This window comes from Paracraurococcus lichenis (genome assembly GCF_030657435.1).
Lineage (GTDB): Bacteria > Pseudomonadota > Alphaproteobacteria > Acetobacterales > Acetobacteraceae > Paracraurococcus > Paracraurococcus lichenis.
This window is the reverse complement of sequence record NZ_JAUTWS010000208.1, coordinates 1-3,799: the sequence shown is the minus strand read 5'-3', so window position 1 is coordinate 3,799 and position 3,799 is coordinate 1. Positions and strand designations below refer to the sequence as shown.

Genomic DNA, 3,799 nt, shown 5'->3' with positions numbered 1-3,799 from the left:
GAGTCGCGCAGCAAAGGCCGCCGGGACATCCTGGTGCGCAAACTGACCCTGACGCCCGCGATGGCGCGGTCGCTAGAACAGGCCGCCCCAGCCCCGGCTCGTGCCAGGCGCGATCGTCGGGGGTCCGAAGGCCTCCGGCCTTGGCTGGAAGGCCCTGCGACGACCACCATAGGCGGGATCGGAGTAGTACTGCGCGGCGAGCGGGTCCCGCGCCAGTTCGTTGGTGCAGCCCCCGAGCAGCAGCGGCAGCAGCACGGCCCCGCCGATTGCGGCCCATCGCACCCCTGACCCGATCGCTGGCCCAGACGCGATGATCGGGCTGCACGCCCCGTACCCGGCACCTGGCTGCAGATCCCGCATCTCGCTCGCTCCGCTCGACAGGATCCTGTCCTGGCACCATCGCCAGGATGGCCGTTGTCCGGCGACGAGCATGCCGCGCCGCAGCCGCGACGGCCACCTTTCCGGTGCCTCCATCGATGCCGCGGCGTGCCGCAGGTCAGGCAGCCGCACGCTGACCGACGGGCAGGATCTCGAGCACATGCTCGGCGACCATCCGTGCCTTGTCTGACCGGCGGACCAGCACGCGCGCCGGCGCGCCGATGCGGCCGATCTCGGCGGTGCCGGCGGCGTTGCGCCTGGGATCGACCGTGATGCCGAGGCAGCCTAGGCTGCGGCCGATGGCCGCGCGCATCGCGGCCGACTGCTCCCCGACCTCGCCGGTGAAGACCAGTGCGTCGAGGCCACCGAGCACCGCGACCAGGGCGCCGATCTCGCGGCGGGTGCGCCAAACGAAAGCCGAGAGAGCCTCAGCCGTCTCGATCCGGCAATCTGCCTCCGGCCGCTGCGGCCCGTCCGGGACGGCGTCGGTGCAGGCGCACGCGGCGGGCGGCGTCTCCCAGGACTCGATGGCGACGCTGTCCAGGCTTCGGCCCGCACGCATGGCGCAGAGCGACGCCGCCTGATCGAGATGTGCGACGACGATGCGACCCCGTGCGAGGGCCGGATCCTCCGCCGCAAGGCGCCGCCAGACATATTCGTGGGACAGGCCGTGCGCCCCATGCCCCTTGGAAGGTCGGACGCGGCCTCGGGCCGGGCCAGCGCGGCCGTCCGGCTCCGGGTGCTGCCGCAGGTGGAAGTCCGTCTCGAAGCAGGCGATCTGCGGCACCTCAGGGAACAGCGCCGTCGCTGCCCGCAGTCCTGCCAGGCTGTGCGCCCGTCCCTCTCGCGCCTCCGGCAGCGCGCGCTCGAGATGTCGCAGGACGGCAGCATCGATGAGGATGGGGCCCGGGACCTCGGTGTCGGCATGGCCCAGGCGGTGGCCAATGGCCACCACCCGCCGGCTGCCGGCCACCCGCTGGAACCCGTCGAAGATGGCGAGCAAGGCAGCATGGTGATCCGCCAGCGCCTCGGCCTCCGGCCAGTCCTGCCCGGCGAGGGGCTGCCGCCACCCATCCTGCGCGATAAAGTGCGGCATGGCACCAATCCCCTGCACCATCAGTGCCCAGCGGAGGATCATGCCTTCGGTCTCGAAAACCTGCAGCTCCACGGAGGTGGGGCTGGTATCGAGAACCAGGACCAGCTCGCTCACGCAGCACTCCACGGTGGCTTGCGCAGGGGGGGGTTCCTGATGCTCCGGCAACACCGGGCCGAAGGTGATCGCGGCGGGCGGGCCCGATCGCAGGCAGGGAGCGGCTTCGGTGCCTTGGATCATAACTGGGCCTGGTTCCCCCCATTGCATCCGCCGGCAATGGCGGGGACGCGCAGCCGGCGATGCCATGTCGCTTATCGCCGTCACGGCGATCCTGCGAAAATCGCTTTGCCTGAATATGAACTGGCTCGGCACCTGATGCTTCGGTGGTCCAGGTCGGAGGGCCGATCCGGGCTGCCACGCGTCCGCTGCAGTCTGCCGGACTCCCTCGGCGGCGAAACCCAGGACCGCATGTCCTGGTCAGGCTGATGGGTGTGGAATCTGGCGAGGCGCTCCGTGGTGTGGAATCCAGCGAGGGCGGGCTGAACTGGTCTCGGGACTGGCCAGGTCAGCGCCGAAGCCGGCGGGTTAGTGTATGCGCTGACATGCCCCGACCGGTCAGCCCTGTGGCTGATCGGACGAGTGATCGTGCCTGAGTGCGTCGACTCAGGCACTGTTTGCTCCGGTGGATGGGGAAATTGCAGCTTGGTGCGGCCGGCGGGCGGTCCGGAGACCGCGCGTCACCCAAGCCCCGATGAATGGTCGCCGGCTGCCAGCCTCGTCTGCCGGCGCGGGGTGATGCGTCCCACCTCAGGTGGAGCGCAAGGCGTAGGTCTTCGGCGCGACCGGAGGACGGCTGGGCTTCAGGATGACGCCCTGTTCCGAGACCTCGATCCTCGCTGCGGGATAGACCGCCAGGGCGAGGGAGAGTGAGCCGTTGAACTTGGGCTTGAAGTGGTACATCTCGCGGAAGCCGGTTCCGAACTGCCCCTTCAGCGCCTTCCAGGTTACTAGGCGGTCGGCCGTCAGCACGTGCAGGCGGTAGGCCAGCCACATATAGACATCGAGGGCCGGCGCGTTGTTGTTCAGTGCCTTGATGGCCGCTTCCTCAAGCGGCACGGGGTGCTTCTGTAACTGTTCATAAAAGGTTTCGCTGAGCTTGGCCGTCTCCAGGCTGAGTCGGCCCTGCTTGCTCGCTCCGCTCTCGATGAACAGGGCCTTGTCCACGATGCTCTGGTTGACGAGGCCGGAGGCCTTGCCCGCCGTCGCCAGGTGGAAGGTCAGCCGGCAGCGCGAGATCCGCTCGGCCTGGTCTCGCACGCTGCGGCCGGTCATCCCGCCGACCGAGACGCCGATGCGGCCGAGCCAGTCGCGCAGCGACGTCCCGAGCTCGACTTCGCGCGAGCCGGTGCGGAGCGCCTCGGTCTGCAGGTAGAGGAGGATGAGCCTGGCATGGCTGCCATAGGGGACGCCCACCCATTCGAAGGCCTGCGGATCCTCGCCGACCGGGCGCCGGCCGGGCTCGACCATCAATCGCAGGCGTTCGGCCGAGATCGACCAGGCGGCGTCATCCGGCAGGCGCTTGTGCGGCAGGGCGCATTGCGCCCAGCCTGAATAGGCAAAGCCGAGCGCATTGTCCTCATCCGCGAGATATTGCGCTGCAGCCTCCACGATGGAACGGGCAAAGCCGGCTTCGATCGCACCCTGCTTGCCCTTCGCCTCGAGCAGATCGTGCACCGTCCCCATCGCCAACCCTCATCGCCTGAAATGAACCTGATGTGATCTCGCAAGCCATAGCCTGATCGACCCGGCGGCGTCGCCGTGGAAAGCAGCGAGGAAGCTACTAGAGAAGATATTTGTAATTCTACTATTAGCTTCCTCGCCAGACTCCACGGGATAACCGCGCTAAGCCTTGAATCTTCGTGGGTGCGGCTCGCTCCTTTCCACACCCACCTCGCTCGTCTCCACAACTGAGCCTGTGGGCAAGGGAAAGTCCGGCCTCGCCCGTTTCCACACTCGGGGACGGCGACTCGAAGTCTGCCGGCATGCCAACGACCGCAGCGAAAGCATCAGCCGGCCACCGGCGCCCGTGTCCCGGCCTGCGCGGCGATCGGCGGTATGGCGCAGGGCGGACCGGGCCGGTCACAAGGCCCGATCCGCCGAGGCCACGCACCCGCACTTCCGACATGCAGGCGAACCCGGCCGCGGCGTGTCGTCTGATACGCGCTGCTGCTGCCGTCCTTCCCATCCTGGCTTTGCCCGATATCCACATTCCGGGCGTGCGCCGGAGGGGAGCTCGCGGGACACTGACATCCTCCCGGCCTTGAAGGG

Annotated in this window: 3 protein-coding genes; all 3 read right to left on the bottom strand. The window is 68.6% G+C overall.

Features of this window, described 5'->3' with window-relative positions:
- Positions 1-72: 72 nt before the first annotated feature.
- The 3 genes from Q7A36_RS38800 to Q7A36_RS38790 all read right to left on the bottom strand — a co-directional run bounded on the left by Q7A36_RS38800 (position 73) and on the right by Q7A36_RS38790 (position 3,214).
- A complete protein-coding gene (locus Q7A36_RS38800; RefSeq protein ID WP_305109140.1) occupies positions 73-282 on the bottom strand; it encodes a hypothetical protein in 210 nt (69 codons plus the stop codon).
- Positions 283-496: 214 nt separating this feature from the next.
- A complete protein-coding gene (locus Q7A36_RS38795; protein WP_305109139.1) occupies positions 497-1,588 on the bottom strand; it encodes a hypothetical protein in 1,092 nt (363 codons plus the stop codon).
- A gap of 690 nt (positions 1,589-2,278) precedes the next feature.
- The gene (locus Q7A36_RS38790) at positions 2,279-3,214 is read right to left on the bottom strand and encodes a replication protein RepA (RefSeq protein WP_305109138.1); all 936 of its coding nucleotides are present in this window, start codon (positions 3,212-3,214) and stop codon (positions 2,279-2,281) included.
- Between the last annotated feature and the right edge of the window lie 585 nt (positions 3,215-3,799).